Source organism: Verrucomicrobiota bacterium, assembly GCA_016871535.1.
Taxonomy (GTDB): Bacteria; Verrucomicrobiota; Verrucomicrobiia; order Limisphaerales; family SIBE01; genus VHCZ01.
On the sequence record VHCZ01000158.1, the window covers coordinates 1 to 14,593 of the forward strand.

The 14,593-nt window shown below is 60.3% G+C and carries 11 protein-coding genes, 2 tRNA genes and 1 pseudogene; 3 read left to right on the forward strand and 11 right to left on the reverse strand.

From position 1 onward, the window contains the following. Positions 1-171 precede the first annotated feature (171 nt). Positions 172-567 carry a cyclic nucleotide-binding domain-containing protein gene (locus tag FJ398_18350; GenBank protein MBM3839891.1) on the reverse strand — a complete coding sequence of 132 codons (396 nt, stop codon included), beginning with the start codon at positions 565-567 and terminating at the stop codon, positions 172-174. A 385-nt stretch (positions 568-952) separates the two neighbouring features. Next, complete coding sequence (locus FJ398_18355; GenBank protein ID MBM3839892.1) at positions 953-2,191, reverse strand: argininosuccinate synthase; 1,239 nt, start codon at positions 2,189-2,191, stop codon at positions 953-955. A 461-nt stretch (positions 2,192-2,652) separates the two neighbouring features. Here FJ398_18355 and FJ398_18360 point away from each other — a divergent pair, with 461 nt between their 5' ends. Both FJ398_18360 and FJ398_18365 read left to right on the forward strand, forming a co-directional pair. Continuing rightward, positions 2,653-2,976: a hypothetical protein gene (locus FJ398_18360; GenBank protein ID MBM3839893.1), complete on the forward strand. Its 324-nt coding sequence runs from the start codon at positions 2,653-2,655 to the stop codon at positions 2,974-2,976. 483 nt (positions 2,977-3,459) lie between these two features. Further along, positions 3,460-3,536, forward strand: a tRNA-Arg gene (locus FJ398_18365). A 716-nt stretch (positions 3,537-4,252) separates the two neighbouring features. Here the strand turns inward: FJ398_18365 and FJ398_18370 are convergent. The 6 genes from FJ398_18370 to FJ398_18395 all read right to left on the reverse strand — a co-directional run bounded on the left by FJ398_18370 (position 4,253) and on the right by FJ398_18395 (position 9,401). Next, positions 4,253-5,197 (reverse strand): sugar phosphate isomerase/epimerase, encoded by a 945-nt coding sequence (locus FJ398_18370; GenBank protein ID MBM3839894.1) that lies wholly within the window; start codon positions 5,195-5,197, stop codon positions 4,253-4,255. 72 nt (positions 5,198-5,269) lie between these two features. Beyond that, a complete protein-coding gene (locus FJ398_18375) occupies positions 5,270-5,725 on the reverse strand; it encodes a GNAT family N-acetyltransferase (GenBank protein ID MBM3839895.1) in 456 nt (151 codons plus the stop codon). After that, complete coding sequence (locus FJ398_18380) at positions 5,722-6,294, reverse strand: GNAT family N-acetyltransferase (protein ID MBM3839896.1); 573 nt, start codon at positions 6,292-6,294, stop codon at positions 5,722-5,724. The genes FJ398_18375 and FJ398_18380 overlap by 4 nt, the downstream gene beginning before the upstream one ends. Positions 6,295-6,607: 313 nt before the next feature. After that, complete coding sequence (locus FJ398_18385) at positions 6,608-7,651, reverse strand: dipeptide epimerase (GenBank protein MBM3839897.1); 1,044 nt, start codon at positions 7,649-7,651, stop codon at positions 6,608-6,610. Between the two features lie 498 nt (positions 7,652-8,149). Next, positions 8,150-8,854, reverse strand: coding sequence for a hypothetical protein (locus FJ398_18390; GenBank protein ID MBM3839898.1), 705 nt, complete (start codon positions 8,852-8,854; stop codon positions 8,150-8,152). A gap of 46 nt (positions 8,855-8,900) precedes the next feature. Beyond that, entirely contained in the window at positions 8,901-9,401 is a 501-nt protein-coding gene (locus tag FJ398_18395; protein MBM3839899.1) for a hypothetical protein, read from the reverse strand. Between the two features lie 265 nt (positions 9,402-9,666). On the opposite strand from FJ398_18395, the gene FJ398_18400 reads away from it, so the two are divergent. Beyond that, positions 9,667-9,752: transfer RNA gene (locus FJ398_18400), tRNA-Tyr, on the forward strand. A gap of 585 nt (positions 9,753-10,337) precedes the next feature. Here the strand turns inward: FJ398_18400 and FJ398_18405 are convergent. The 3 genes and pseudogenes from FJ398_18405 to FJ398_18415 all read right to left on the reverse strand — a co-directional run bounded on the left by FJ398_18405 (position 10,338) and on the right by FJ398_18415 (position 14,536). Then, positions 10,338-13,733 (reverse strand): annotated as a pseudogene (locus FJ398_18405) (ATP-binding protein). Between the two features lie 60 nt (positions 13,734-13,793). Then, entirely contained in the window at positions 13,794-14,183 is a 390-nt protein-coding gene (locus tag FJ398_18410; GenBank protein ID MBM3839900.1) for a HEPN domain-containing protein, read from the reverse strand. Beyond that, positions 14,180-14,536: a nucleotidyltransferase domain-containing protein gene (locus tag FJ398_18415; GenBank protein ID MBM3839901.1), complete on the reverse strand. Its 357-nt coding sequence runs from the start codon at positions 14,534-14,536 to the stop codon at positions 14,180-14,182. Before FJ398_18415 ends, FJ398_18410 begins: the two co-directional genes overlap by 4 nt. Between the last annotated feature and the right edge of the window lie 57 nt (positions 14,537-14,593).

The window sequence follows — 14,593 nt, forward strand, 5'->3', positions numbered from 1 at the left end:
CGGCGCAACCCGAAGGGCGGCAGTTCTTTTTCGCCAGACTTCGTTGCTTGCTCCTTACAGATCCACTTCGGGATATGCTCGTCGCTCGCGCCTCGTCTGGCCGAAAAATCCCTTGCCGCGAACGTGAGCGTATTTATGAAATGGACCACTTAGGGGCACGACCTGGCGGCTTCACTGTCCCGAAGTATTCGGAGTTATCAATGAATCCATCCATCGGATGCGCTCGGCCATGGTCTCCAACATGTGCAGGGAGAACTGCGGGGATTGCTGAACGAGCAGCAGGAAACGCTTTTTGTTGATCGGAGCGAGCTTGCAATCCGTGCGCGCCGTCACGGTCCCCACGCGCGGTTTGTCCGAAATGAGCGCCATTTCGCCAACGACTTCGCCCCGGCCAAAGGCTCGAATCGGATTGCCCCGGATGGTGAGTTCAACCTCGCCTTCGATGACCACATACATCGCGTCCCCCGGATCGTTCTCCTTGAAAACGACCTGGCCCGCCCGGAACGGCACATAGAACTCCGGGCTGCGAAAAAGGCTCGTGAGATCCATTCGGGTCGCGCTGCTCATAAATGGGGGGCTAACTTGCACACATCCTATCGATTCAGCGGCACCGTGCCAGTCCTATTTTGGCGCCAAGATCGGTAGGGCAGACCTGCCGGTCTGCCGATCTTCTTCGTCAGGACCCAGGCCTTTGACACGCCGAGGCGGAGCGGCGTAAGTGTTTGGCGTTGGCAGGGACGGATTCCACTCCGTCCCCAATCGAGCCTTGAGGCAGACCGCCGTCCAGGAAGAGACGATGGGCCAACGGAGGCTCCTGGTTTTTCCATGTCCGTCTCTCCCTTCAAGCGACGCCTCAAGGATCAGTCAGGGACGGAGTGGAATCCGTCCCTGACAACGCCAACAGATACGGAGCGGCAGCTCCGCCCTACCGTTGGGAGCGTCCTCCGCGGCGTCAACGGCCTTCGCCCTCTTTCGCCCCCTGCAGCTTGGCCGCCACCTTCAATCGGAGCGCATTCAAGCGGATGAACCCGGTCGCGTCGTCCTGGTTGTAGGACTTGGTCGGGTCCGCCTCCATCGTGGCAATATTGGGATTGTAAAGGCTCACCGGCGATTTACGCCCGGCGGTAATGAGGTTTCCCTTGTAAAGCTTGAGCCGCACTGTGCCCGTGACGTTCTTCTGGCTGTCGTTGACCAGCGCCTGCAGCGCCAGACGTTCGGGCGAGAACCAGTACCCGTAATAAACCAGCTCCGAATACTTCGGAATCAGCGAATCCCGCAAATGCATCACCTCGCGGTCCATGGTCAGGCTCTCCATCTGCCGGTGCGCGAAGTGAAGAATCGCGCCGCCGGGCGTCTCGTAAACCCCCCGCGACTTCATCCCCACGTAACGGTTTTCCACCAGATCGACGCGTCCGATGCCGTGCTTGCCGCCCAACCGATTCAGCGTCTTCATCACGCCGAGCGGATCGAGCGGCTTGCCATTCACGGCCACGCAATTCCCGCGCTCGAAATCCAGCGTGACGTGCTCGGCTTTGTCCGGCGCGTCTTCGGGGGAAACACTCAGCCGGTACATTTCCTTGTGCTCCGGCGTCGAGGCGTCCAGCCAGGGGTCTTCGAGGATGCCGGCCTCGTAGGAAATATGGAGAAGGTTCCGATCCATCGAATACGGCTTCTTGGCCGTCGCCTGGACGGGGATTTTTTTCTCTTCGCAATACCGGATCATTTCGGCCCGGCCCGGAAACTGTTCGCGGAACGTGGCGTCGCGCCACGGCGCGATGACTTTGAGTTCCGGCGCCAGAGAAGCGGCGGTAAGCTCGAATCGAACCTGGTCGTTGCCCTTGCCGGTGGCGCCGTGGGCGATACACTCCGCTTTCTCCGCGCGGGCAATTTCCACCATGCGCTTGGCGATGAGCGGGCGCGCGATGCTCGTGCCGAGGAAATACTGGTTCTCGTACACCGCGCCGGCCCGGATCATCGGAAAAATGAAATCGCACGCGAATTCCTCCTGGAGATCCTCGATATAGATTTTGGCAGCGCCGGTTTTCGCCGCTTTTTTGTCCAATCCTTTGAGCTCCTCGCCCTGGCCGATGTTGGCGCAAAAAGCGATAATCTCGGCGTCATATTTCTCCTGGATCCAGGAGAGGATCACCGAAGTATCCAGGCCGCCCGAATAGGCTAAAACCACTTTCATAATCTCGTGACAAGCTGCGTCGAACGTTTTGCGGGGGGGAATAAACGCGATAAGCCCGCTGGAGGAAAGAAGATTATTTCATTGGCCGTATCCCCTTACTGAGGGGCTCCCATTGCTCTGCGTCACTTGCGCACTGGCGTTCCAGAAAGCTGGCGCTAAAATCGCTGCTTGGTCGGCGCGCCCCTTCCTGGCGGTTCGGATCTGCAACAACAACGTGAAGTCATTCGACGCGAGTTGTTCCGCACCACGACCGTCGGCTCGTTGATTCTTTTGATCGTCATCGTCCTCGCGGTTCTCGCTCTTTACGCTGCGCTCCGCGCCAACTGGAACGCGGACGAAGCCCGACGAGCCTCCCAATCCGCTCAAGATCAGATCTGGAGCGCCTACCTGGCCCAGGCGCGATCTGCTCGACTGAGCGGCCAGCGGGGCGGACCCTGGCCAGCTTGCCCGGGCCGGGATTCATGTACTCGACGCTCAGCCGGGACGGCCGGTTCGTCGCGGTCGGAAAGGGCGTGTGGGATTGGCAAGAGATGCGGCTGGTCTTGGAATTGCCGCCGCAGGACCTCGCCCGCAGACTGCGCTCTGCCTTCAGTCCGGACGGAACGTGGTTCGTGAAGTCCACGAGCAGCGACTACACGTTCCACGAAGTTGGGACTTGGAGAGAAGGCCGCCGGTTGCTCCGCAACGTGCCTTCGCCAACCACTTTCGGTCGAGTGGTTGAAGGAACGCCCGCGGCGCTACCAAGCTCTCGCGCAGAAGTCGCAGAGTTTCATCGAAAGCATTGAACAGGCAAACAGCGACGAGTGACGATCTGGAGTCGATTAGGCGTGGGTTCGATTATGCGGCTTTGACTTCGTGTTCTGCACTTCTCTTGAACGTCACCTTTTGGGCCATTTCACTCGAATGCTGGTCGCGCAAGTGGCCATAGATTTTCGCGGCCGTCTCGAATGTGATTCGCGGATCGCTGCCTGAGGTCAGCAACTCCTGCTCCTCTTTGACTTCCCTGATCTTGTCCGGTAACCGCTGAGCAGCGGTCGTAAGAACGTCAGTTTCGAGGCCTCGCCAAATCAGCTTGCCGTTAAGCCGGAAGCGAGCAAAATATGTCCCGGATGAACTGTTGCGAACGAGATTTCCGAACTTGGTCTTCTGCCAAAGGGCCTCGGTTCTTGGCCGTTTGTGTGTTTAATGTCTCTCTAAAGAAGACAAGTATAGAAATGTCAAATTCGCCTTCATCGGTTAATCTGTAAGTTGTTATTAGAAAGCATAGTGCGCCCGTAGCTCAGTTGGATAGAGCATCTGCCTTCTAAGCAGAGGGTCCCGCGTTCGAATCGCGGCGGGCGCGCCAGATTCGTTAAAAGATTTGGCATGTTTCACCGGGCCGGCTCGTCCTTTCCTCTGCTGAAAAAACGGACCTGGGTTGACGAAGTTTATGAGACTTCGCTCTGTACTTTAGTCGAGTTCCCCGCAGTGAAATATGGAGTCCGGCGGGTAACGCTCCCGCTTAACACTGCTTGCGAGCCAGGCGCTTCACTTTTCAGCCACGGCCCCATGAAATTGAATTGGCAGGCCGCCTCGGTGCTGCTTCAAGCAAGCGGAGTTTCGGAGACTCCGTCGCGCAAGCGGGCGCGCGACCGGTGAATCATTGGTGCGGTTGCTGGGAATTGCACCCGGACTTCCTCAATTGGCGGCGAGGCATTCTGCTGTTAAATCACAACCGCGGAAATTGAAAGGGCCGGGACTCGTTTCAGTCCCGGCCCATGCCATTTCAATAAAGAACAAACACCTCTTCCTATCTCGTCGAGATACCAACCCGCGGTTTCACGGCGGCTGTTTAGAGGCACACCGCCTCCGGAGCCCGCGTGGGCACACCACTTCGGTGGAACGCCTCGGCATTCCTGCGCTTCAATTCGTTTGGCCCTGCCAGACATCATCAAGACGTCGCTTGGTTGTCGTTCACAGATCGTTGCCTTTCGCTTCTGCCATTTCACCGTCAGTTTCAGGGAATAAAAAAGTTTATCACACGCCAGCGGTTACGTACAACTCATTACTTTTGGGAGGTGATCAGATCATTCCCTTCATCCGCTTGAGCCACTTGGGGACCTCGTTCCATGGATCGGACGACTCGTATTCGAGCGCGAGGTAACCCTGGTAGTTCGCGTCCCGGAGAATCTTCATGATCCGGGCCAGATCCGCTTCCTGCCTCGACTGGCCAGCCGGACGCACTTCCACTTTGAACTGCACATTGACGGCATAAGGAGCGCACCTGGCAATAGCGCCGTAGGGATCAGCCGTATGAAAATTCCCGGTGTCCAGGTTCACGCCGATCCATGGATTTTTCACCGTTCGGATGATGTCCAGCAGGTCGTCCGGTTCGGCGACGATGCCGCCGTGGTTTTCGATGCCTAGGAAGATGCCCTTCTGGGCCGCGTAATCGCCGCATTCTTCGAGCGCCTCAATGCACAGTTTCTTCGCCTCGTCTTTGCCCGCGCGCGAGGCGTTGCCGGCAAACACCCGGATGTGAGGCGCGCCCAGAATTTGCGCGCGGTCGATCCATTTCTTGACGGAAGCAATCTCGGCGTCGCGCTTTTCGCCTTTGGGATCGGTGAAGGTATTTCCGACGGCGGTGCCGCTGATCTCCATGCCGCGCACGAAGGCATGCCGCCGCAGTTTCAAAAGATACTCCGTCGTGGCGTCCTTCGGAAAATAATAGCTCGTCACCTCCGCGCCATGGCAGCCGTGGTCCGCGCAATAGTCCACGAACTGGAACATGTCGATCCGTTTGGCTGGGTCCGCCGGCGGCTGCTTGTTCCCTTCGACGAAGGAATCACGGAAGGAGTAGGCGGCCAGACTGAGGAGAAATCGCGGCGGGCCTGAGCGCTTGAACGGTTCGACAGCCCCAAGCGGCACACGGCAAAGACTGGCGAGTGTGCCCAATGAGGCGCTCATCCCCAGACAAGTTTGCAGAAAGTTGCGGCGAGAAAGATCGAATTGATTAGTGGTTTTCATAGGAATTACAGCCAGCTTAGGTACGCCAAGCCGGAAATCAATTCTTTAGCGGGCGGGGCGAAGTTCCCTCTCTCAACCCGCCGCGAGAGGAGAGCGGGCTGTCTGACCGCCGCCGTAGAGATGCGGATGATGAATGGTCATGTAGTGTTCGGGATGGGCGAGCGGTTGAAATCCAAACCGGGCATAGAGGCCGTGTGCGTCGTCGGTCGCCAGCAGAAACCTGCGCAATCCTTGCAGATCTGGGTGGTCAAGAATCGCCTTCACGAGCATCTGCGCGACGCCGCGTCGGCGGTGTTCGGGAATCACGAAAACGTCCGCGAGATACGCAAACGTGGCGCGGTCCGTGATCACGCGGGCGAAGCCGATTTGGCGGTCGCTGCAAAAAGCCCCGAAGCAGAGCGAATGTCGAAGGGATTTCTCCACCACGTCGCGCTGGATATCTTTCGCCCAATAGGACGAGCGAAGGAAACCGTGGATCAAATCGAGGTTCATCCGTGCGAGGTCCGTCGAGATTTGGTAGGGGCTCATATGCGGCGCTTCACCATACAGACCGAACTCGACGGGCAAAGGCTCGTGAATTCGGTTGTGATTTGAATTGCTTTAGGGGCCAAGGCGCGGTCCGTGACTTCGTAACCCAGGCGAGTGAAGAAGTGTTCCACGCCGGTCGTCAGCAGCCAGAGCGAATTTACGCCGTGGCTTCGCGCATGTTCCTCGGCGCGCGCGACCAATTGGCGGCCCAGACCCTGGCTTCGAAACTCGCCGGCCACCGCGACCGAACGCAACAAGGCGGCTTCGTGGCAAAGCTCCAAACCGGCGGCCCCGATCAACCGTTCGCCGTCCCGGGAAACGAAGAAGTGGCGCAAGTGGTCGGAGGTCAGGTCGCCCAGCGGCAGGTCGCAGTCGGCCAGCAACTGTTTGATCGCTTGTTCGTCCGTCATTTTGGCGGGAAAGATCTTCATCCGGCATTTCTGCGGTACACGGTGTGCCACGTGTTGTGGCCGCACTTCGGGCAGGATCGGAAACGCTTTTGCCGGCCCGCGGCCTTCCAACGAATTCCTCCCAAATCCCAGACGGACCGGTCGAAGCCGCAGGGGCATTGCATCATCCAGAGTCGCGACTCAGCCTCCAGGCTCGCCGCCCATTTCCGGGGCAGGATCGAGGCCACGAAACTTTGCACCGCATTCATATTCGCGCAGGCCTGTCTCAAAACTGAATGAAACCTGGTAGGGCGAGTCCGTCCCGGCGAGCCGGCTGGGTGGAGCGGGCTACCAGCCCGCCTCGCGCGGCAACCTGCCGCGTGAAAGGTCGCGGGTAAATTCCTGGCGATCTGTCCGGGACTGATCCGCGACCGTTCCGTCCGGCTGGTAGCCGGACGGCACAGGCAAGTTGCCTGTGCTACCTACCTACGGTTCATGGCAAGCTCCCGCTCCGGGGCCGCACTCGCAAGCCGAGGGCTTCCGGCGCATTGGCGAAGGAAATGATTCCATTCTCCGCCGTGGCTCCCAGGAACGGGTCGTTTGTTATGAGGAGATTTCCGTCGATATCGAGATAATCCGTCAGTTCCGCGAGATGCGCCGCGGCGGTGATCAGGACGCTCGATTCGATCATGCAACCGATCATGGTCTTCAACCCGGCGGCTCGCGCGGCTTTCAACGCCTCAACTGCGCCGCTGATCCCGCAGGTCTTCATCAGTTTCACATTGACCGCGTGATAACCTTCGGCGCACCGAGGCAGATCCGCCGTGGAAAGGTACGATTCATCCGCCATGATGGGCAGCGGCGTGCGCGCCTTCAACCAGGCCAAGTCCTTGGCATCCGTTGTCGCGGGCATCGGTTGTTCCACAAACTGAATCAAGCCGTCCGAGGCGAGCCATTCCAGGTTTTTCAGCGCGTCCTCTTTGGTTTTCCAGGCTTCATTGGCATCGACTCGAATCGCCTTCTTCGGCGCCACCTCGCGCAAGGCCGCCAGGTTTTCCTTGTCCCGCGGGCTTCCCACTTTGAGCTTCAGCACAGGATAGCACTCGGCTTCGCGAACCTTGTGCCGAATCGCCTCCGGGCTGTCGATGCCGATGCTGAACGAAGTAACGTGCTTCCCTTCCTTGAAGCCGAGGCCAAGATGATCGTATATCGGCCGACCGGCCAGCCGCGCTGCGCCGTCCAGAAGAGCGATGTTCAACGCGCCCTTTGCGGCGAATTGTCTCCCTTCGGGGCCCTCGAGGTCCTCCATGCTGGCCTGGGGGTTCTCGAACGAAAGTTTTTTCGGACCGACACGCCGCAAGAATTCGAGTGTGCCCTCGACGCCGCGCTCGTAGCGCGTCGAAGGCGCGGCCTCACCGAGGCCGCGGACTCCGCGGCTGTCCGTCAGTTCGACAAACACAACCGGAAAGAGATCGGTGCCGCCGCTGCCGCCCGGCCCCAGCCCGCTTGAAATCGTCCAGCGATGCGCGAGCTTCAGGCCGAACGAGTGGAATGTCAGTTGCACAGGAAGTTTTGTAGCGGACTTCAACCATTTTACAAAATGAATCGTTTCCCCTCGTTACTGATCAGACCGTGGGATAGAATACACCTTGTTGCGTCGCCTTTGGGATCTGGCGAGGCACGACGAAGGAGCATAGCCAGGGCTCTGCGACTGAGGAGAAACGAAGCCAGCGCAATCCGGGAGAACTGCACGGCAAATTGGCGAGGATGTCAAACGACGCGGGATAATGCTCTATCTCGTTTGCGAGGAGACGCCTCAACTGCGTGAATTGTCCGACGCTGCTCAAGGTTGGCTATTCCCAATTTCTAATACGCCCGACCCGAACCAACTGCAAATCATCGCGTCGCGAATCTCGGCATCCATAACGCAGGCAGCGGCAGCAGCCGGAACCGTGCCCCTCACGTCTCCAATTCCCAACCCCTAATACTGCGTCTCAACTCAAAACTCAGTAAAGGAACCAAAAATGAATCCAAATCAATGCCCGAAATGTGGGCAAGGTATCATACCCGGCCAGCCAGTCTGCCCGAAATGTCGGTGGCAATTCTCCCTCAGTCTAGGTCCGGGGGCGACGATCGGCGGCGCCCCTGGGGTTCTCCGCACGATTGCCCGCGCCGCCACCCGGCCAAACTGGATTTGCAGCAATTCCAATAGCCCCCGCATGGTTTCGTCGCCTCCCAGCGCATCGCGGACGAAGCCGGCGATGGCGTCGGCGAGCCGGGTGAACTCGTCTGATTCGTCTCTCACGCCGCGCACTTTTCTGACCGTAATCCGCAGCTTGCGCAGGCCGGCGGCAAAGCGGTGACGCTCCTTTCTGCCCAACCCGTCCACGAAGATCGTGGCTTCAAACACGCCATGAGCGGCTGCGTTGAGCGCTTTCGCCGTGGAGAGAATCGTAAGGTCCACGTAGGTCTGTGCGCCGCGATACGAAGAAAAGTAGAGGTGGCGCGCGAGGTCAGGCAGGGAAATGATCCGCTCAGGGTATCGGGACCGTTCGTCTCGCGGGGTCTTCGTCCACTTCCGTTCGCACTTCCCGCTCTCCCGCTCGATCTCACCAAGCCGCCGCCTGAGCGCATCCCGTTCGGACTCGGTAACCACCACGGCCACGAGAAACAACTCTCCTTTCGTGTCCTGACCGGACTCGTCAACGTACGCGTAGCGCTTGTGCTTTGCCGTCGCCATGCGGGGGGAATGGAGATTTCGAGAAACAACGCCATTCCACCACGATTCAGAACTTCACCTTCTGCGCCATCGCCTGACTGTGTTCGTTGCGCAGATGCCCGTAGGTGCGCATGGCGAGCGCGCCGCCGTCTTTGTGGCCGAGCCACCGCGCGACGGTGGGAATGTCCACGCCGGCTTCAATGCAGCGCGTGGCGAAGAGATGCCGCAGATCGTGATGGCGCAGCGGTGGAATCCCGACCGCTTCGCACGCTTTCACATCTCGCGCGGAATTTGGAGTACTTTCTCCCACTGACTTCCGGTGATTCTCAATCGCGGCATCCAGAATGAGCCGGAGCGTGTCCACGGTATTGTTGAAATACTGGCCAGCGATTTCCGCGCGGAGATTGGCCGCCCACTTCTTACACTCTTCCGTCGAAATCTCGTTGATGCGCTTCTCCCAGAGTTCCGGCCAAGTGAGATCAATTTTCCGAATGCAGATCGTCCGGTAGTGCTTGCTCCGTTCCTTGAGGGAAGCGTCATTCGCGACGTCTTCCTTGAACCGCTCCACGGCTTCGGAGAAGAGGGGAAACGGCGTGCCGTCCGCTTGCTGCTCTTGTTGTTTCTTGAAGAAATCAACGAGCTCGAGTCTGGCGTTCGTTCAGACGTCCGTCTCCAGGCTTTGACGAATAATCTTGCCGCGGGTTTTGACCCTTGCAAAATATGTCCCACTGCTGGTGTATTGCAGCAGGTTTGGGACGTTCCGGAACGAACGCCATTTCCCGTCCTTAGAAAGACGGGATTTGCTTTTTCGGGAAGTTCCATCCTCGGATGTCGGTAGGATACCCAAGTGGCCAACGGGGGCAGACTGTAAATCTGCTGGCTTACGCCTACGCTGGTTCGAATCCAGCTCCTACCACCACCTTTATCACAGGGAGAAACAGCGATTGCATCCTTATTGCACGCGGTCTCTCTCGATATCGCCAGCTTTCTTCCGGTGCGCTTTCGTGCTTTTGCAGTCTTTTGCCGACTTGTCCAAAACGATGCACGCAATGTAACCATAAAGTAACCAAGCCCAGTCTGCCGAAAGTCTGCTGGCGGGTGGCCGAACTGCCATCCCGCAGAGATCCGCGCTCTCAAGCCAACTGTGAGCGAAAGCGGGGTGTCGTAGCAGAACTCGTCCCGTCGCGTACGATCAGGCTTCGACTGGCCGCCCAGCGCGTCCGCTCGAATTCCTCAACGCCCCAACGGGAATCCTTCCCCAAATCGCAACGTGCTGAACCGGGGGTATCGCGGGGGTGCCGGCCATCGATGCTCCCGGCACGGGGATGCGTCCATGCGCGACTCACGGCCTCGACAGGAATACCCTCCTTCGGCGGGAGATTGCGTGACCGCTCCCGGCCAGGCAATCGCAAACCGCCGGCCAGGCACCTTGCCGTATTTCACGAACTCGAATCGACTCCCGGTTGCGTCTTATCGAGTAGGCTGGCTCCGTCCGCACTGCAAGTCACTCTGGCTCGAATTCCTGTGCGGTAAATTTCAGCGTGCGCGCGTTTTCGGTGACGGTGCGGACTATGTTGTCGGGCGCGCCTTCGGGCATCTGGGCTTGGATTTCGAGCGTCACTTTCACCATCGCGCCGGGTTGCAGGGCGAGATGCTGGACGATTTCTTCGGCAATCTTGCCGGCGTCACGACCGACACGCTGCGGGTTCAACTCGACGGAGCCGTAGAAGCGTTTCGGCTTCGCGGGCGGTGGCGTAGTTGTAACGGTCGGTTGGCCGACGGCTGACTCACCGGGAATTCCGGTTGGGCTGACGACCTGTGTGCCGCCGATGGCGGTCGCGGTCGCGGCTTGCTCGGCTTGAAATTGTTTTTGCGCGGCGTCCGGTTTGACGAGTAAGCCTGTGGGGCCGTCCTCGGAAGCCGTGACGTGCTGGCCGAAGCGCAGACCGCGAAAGCGGGTGGCAACCTCATCGAAACTGTCGGCGTAGGCGAATGAGTCCTGTTGCCAACTGAGCAGCGCAACGCCGTCCTGCACGGCTTCCACCAGCACCTTGCTGTTTCGCAACCGGGGCAGATAGAGATAGCGCGCGAAGTCTTCGGCCAGTTGTTTGACGGCAACGCAGTCGCCGCGCCAGAGAGGCACGTTATCGAGTTCAAGGCGCAGCCGCGTCGCGGCGAGCTTTGACACGAGCAGTTCGTCGTTCTTCAGCTTGCGGCTGGCGCGCACGGCAAGCGCCTCCTGCCCCTGCAATCGGAACGCCTGCCACGTCACCGACTCCTGCGGCTTTAACTGCATCGGCAGGAGAAGCCACTGGTAACACTCCGGGATGCGGGCGTTGACCGTGGTGTTGGCGTTGTCGCGCTGCGTCTTCGCTTGGCGGCGTTGGTGCGCGTCGAGGTTCAGGCTCGGCTCGTCGCCCTCAGATTCCTCGACGATGGAATTCCACGCGAGGAAGTAGCGGACGGCCTGGTCAAGGTCGGTCAGGCGGGTCTTGTCGCAGGCGAGGAAGACGAGGGCGTTCTTGTAGAGGCGCGGACTGTTGCCCCGGCTTTCGAGCATGGCCTTGGCCGCGCCGAGAGCGGGGCTTTCCTGGTCTTTGACGTGCGGGTATTCGACGCCGAGAATCACCAGCCGCGCATCCGGGTCGTCCGGCACGTCCGCGTTGGTGGGCGGGAACGGATGCACGCGGCTGAAGTCGCCCCGCTGTTTCGCGTCCTGCGCGATGCGCTTCTTGATTTCCTCCGCCGCCGCGTCCGGGTCGGACTTGAGCTGCTCGGCGCGGTCTTCGGCGAGCTTCGTGACCGTGGGCTGCGTCGAATACCAGTAGCGCGCACTGTCCACGTAAAGGTGCGTCGCCTGCTGGCTCAAGTGGCGGAGCGCGTCGCCGAAAAGCGCGGGCGCTTCGCCGGGCTGGACACAACCGAGCTTGATGCGCCGGTCTTCCAAGCCGCGATTCGCGGCCTTCGAGGTCGGCGCGGATCCGAGATACACCGCCCGCGCCACGCGACGGCTCGCCGAGTAGCGGCCAAGGTTCGGCTTCTCGCCGTCGATGCGGAGCGGCAGCGCGTTCGGCCCGTCCACGTCCTTTTCGATGACGGGCACCCAGTTGTCCGGCAGGTAGCGCGTCAACTCGAACTGCACGCGCGGGTCGTCAATCGGGATGTTGGCCGGCAGGATGAGCGGATTGCGGTCCTGCTTTTCCCACAGCGAATGAATCACCGCCGCCATGAGCCGCAACACGCCGCGCGTGCGCTGGAATTTCACGAGGCTCGACCAATCCTGGTAAAGCCGCTCGAACATTTCGGGATGAATCGGGTAGGCGAGCTTGAGTCGCCGTTCGTAATCCGCCTCGCGACACTCCGGCGGGAATTCCGAGCTTTGCGTCCGGTAAAGCTCCATGAACGCCTTCGCGGTCAGGTCGCGCGCAACGTGCGAATCACCGGCCAGCGGCTCGAACAACCGGCGGCGCACAATCTCAAATCCTTCGTCGGCGCTGGCGGGACGCCACGACGATTCCACGCGGCCAATCGCGTTCTTGAGCCGTTCCAACGCATGGCGTCCGCGCTCGCCGCCCACTTCCACGTCGGCGATTTCGCTGCCTGCCTGCCGCGCCGCTTCGCTTCGTGGCGCAGGCAGGCCGTGCGGACTGACGCCGCCGCCTTCGCTGGCCGGGATGCTCACGACGAGCAGCGTGTTCTTCGCCGCCTTGGCCGCTTCGCTCAACGTCTGCGCGAAGGTGAAGTGCGTTTCAAAACTGCCGCCTGGCAGGTCGGGGGCGTCGTGCAACTGGCGCGCGTAGGCAACCCATTCGTCAATCAGGATGAGGCACGGCGCATACTTGTTGAACAGCAGCCGCAGCGTGTCGCCGGGGCTGGTCGCGCGCTCGTCGTCGTCCTTCACCATCGCGCAGCCTTCCTTGCCGCCAAGCTGCCACGCGAGTTCGCCCCACAGTGTTTTGATGACCGTCCCGTCCGGCTTGCGGCTGGGCGAGCCGGGTGAAATCTTGTTGCCGACGATGACGACGCGCTTCCCCTTGGGGATGGTGTTGACGCCCGCCTTCTGGAAGACCGGCTCCAGGCCGGGCAATTCGGCGGCGGGCATCCCGCAGAACAGGTGATACAGCGCCAGCATCGAGTGTGTCTTGCCGCCGCCGAAATTCGTTTGCAGTTCGATGACCGGGTCGCCGCCCTGGCCGGAGAGCCGGAGCAATGCGCCGGAAAGGAGGTCGCGCAGGCCCTGCGTCAGAAACGTGCGGCGAAAGAACTCGGTGGGATTGCGATACTCGTCCGAGCCTTCGCCGGTGTGGACCTGCCACAAATCCGCCGCGAACTAGGCCTGCTGATACTTGCCGCTCGCCACGTCCTTGTGCGGCGTGACGACTTCGCGCCACGGCTTGAGTCCGGCGACGCCCGCGCTTTCAACGGCCGTTGCGGCGGCTTTGCGCTTCTCGGAGCGAACCTGTTCGTCGAACCGGACCCGCAATAATTCGAGCTTGAGCTTCTCGACTTCGCCGGCTTCCGGCGCGGAGACGGCTGTCAGCAACCGGCTGGTGGTGTCGAGCGCGCGGTAGGCGTCGTCCGTGCTGAATGGCCGCTGGTGCGCCCAATGGTTGCGGACAGTTCGCAACTCACTGATGAGCGAGCGTTCGGCGTGGCCGAGAGTTTTGCGGAAGACCGGTTCCCACTGGCCCCACAGGGCCGCAAGCAGCGCGGCGAAATCCCACTGCGGCGCGTCCGCGTTGCCGAGCAACTGAAGCTGGCTGCTTCCCATTGCGCGGCGCGTTTCCTCGAACCAGCCCTGCTGGTAGGTGCTTTTCAGTTCGCGCTCGACAAATGGGCGCAGCCCGGCGGTCAGCATTTCGAGCGCCTTGCCGACTCGTTCGTGATTGGTGACGGCCATGAGACCGGGATTCTTAACCGCGAATGGACGGGAATGAACGCGAATCTTGAGACTTCTGAATCATGTCGAACCCAACTCGCCCTTCACCCATGCCAGCGTCTCGTTCGCCAACCGGATAGCCTCGTCCACTTCGGATTCCTCGAGCGGGTCGTCGAAACCGGGATAGCGCGTTTGCACCGCCAACGGCGTGAGTTCTTCGACTTGTTCCAGCCCCGCGGGGCAGCGGCGCCCGGCTTGTCCGAGCAAGGCGAGAAGTTCGCCGAGGTCGTGTGTCCTCGGAAAGTCCACCTGGTCGGCGACCAGCAGCGCTTTCAAAGCCTTTTCGATGGCCTGCTGCGCATGGAACGCGACCAGGTTCAAGAGAATGCCCGGCTCCGTCCGTCCCAGTTGCGCATAGCGCAGGTCCGCTTCGGCATGCCGAACCCATTCTGGCGCGTCGCCGTTGCTCATGCTGCCGCTGCCGCGTCATAAACGAGCCGCCCGTGACGCACCGCTTCGCGGTAAATCAAACCGATCTTGTCCTTCAACGCCTCGAACATGCTTTCCCGCACCACCACGATGTCCATGGACATGCGAATGTCATCGACGGCTCTGCGCAATCGCGCGCTCTCCTTGCGGGTATTCTCAATCGTGTCGTCGGCGACCACCAACACGTCCAGGTCACTGTCTCGGTGCGTCTGGCCACGGACATACGAGCCAAAAAGAAAAACCTTGCGTGGATGTCCCACTTCGACCAGCCGCTTCACCACCGCCTCCACCTTCTCAGGTTTCACGGCCCAGATTGGTTCCGCTGCAACGCTCATGGCAAATAATGTGGCAAATCCCGCGTTTTCTGGCCATCCCTTCTTTTTGGCCTTAAA

Bases quoted from the DNA above. Each gene is read 5' to 3' on its own strand.
- FJ398_18370 (MBM3839894.1), bottom strand. From the start codon at position 5,197: ATGAAAACCACTAATCAATTCGATCTTTCTCGCCGCAACTTTCTGCAA.
- FJ398_18415 (MBM3839901.1), bottom strand. From the start codon at position 14,536: ATGAGCGTTGCAGCGGAACCAATCTGGGCCGTGAAACCTGAGAAGGTG.
- FJ398_18380 (MBM3839896.1), bottom strand. From the start codon at position 6,294: ATGCCCCTGCGGCTTCGACCGGTCCGTCTGGGATTTGGGAGGAATTCG.
- FJ398_18410 (MBM3839900.1), bottom strand. From the start codon at position 14,183: ATGAGCAACGGCGACGCGCCAGAATGGGTTCGGCATGCCGAAGCGGAC.
- FJ398_18390 (MBM3839898.1), bottom strand. From the start codon at position 8,854: ATGGCGACGGCAAAGCACAAGCGCTACGCGTACGTTGACGAGTCCGGT.
- FJ398_18355 (MBM3839892.1), bottom strand. From the start codon at position 2,191: ATGAAAGTGGTTTTAGCCTATTCGGGCGGCCTGGATACTTCGGTGATC.
- FJ398_18360 (MBM3839893.1), top strand. From the start codon at position 2,653: ATGTACTCGACGCTCAGCCGGGACGGCCGGTTCGTCGCGGTCGGAAAG.
- FJ398_18375 (MBM3839895.1), bottom strand. From the start codon at position 5,725: ATGAGCCCCTACCAAATCTCGACGGACCTCGCACGGATGAACCTCGAT.
- FJ398_18350 (MBM3839891.1), bottom strand. From the start codon at position 567: ATGAGCAGCGCGACCCGAATGGATCTCACGAGCCTTTTTCGCAGCCCG.